Consider the following 471-nt stretch of genomic DNA (forward strand, 5'->3'; position numbering starts at 1 on the left):
CAGGAGGCAAACCGGGGGAACTGAAACATCTAAGTACCCCGAGGAAGAGAAATCAACCGAGATTCCGAAAGTAGCGGCGAGCGAAATTGGATTAGCCCTTAAGCTTTTAATGATGCAGGTGAAGCCTCTGGAAAGTGGCGCAGTAAAGGGTGATAGCCCCGTAACCGACACATCATCATCAGTGAAATCGAGTAAGGCGGGACACGTGATATCCTGTCTGAATATGGGGGGACCATCCTCCAAGGCTAAATACTACTGACTGACCGATAGTGAACCAGTACCGTGAGGGAAAGGCGAAAAGAACCCCTGTGAGGGGAGTGAAATAGAACCTGAAACCGTGTACGTACAAGCAGTAGGAGCACCTTCGTGGTGTGACTGCGTACCTTTTGTATAATGGGTCAGCGACTTAATTTTAGTAGCAAGGTTAACCGTTTAGGGGAGCCGTAGGGAAACCGAGTCTTAACTGGGCGT

Annotated in this window: 1 rRNA gene; it reads left to right on the top strand. The window is 49.5% G+C overall.

From position 1 onward, the window contains the following. A 23S ribosomal RNA gene (locus OCT63_RS21435) occupies positions 1-471 on the top strand; the annotation flags it as partial.

Source organism: Vibrio sp. RW, from assembly GCF_027587105.1.
In the GTDB taxonomy this organism is placed as follows: domain Bacteria; phylum Pseudomonadota; class Gammaproteobacteria; order Enterobacterales; family Vibrionaceae; genus Vibrio; species Vibrio toranzoniae.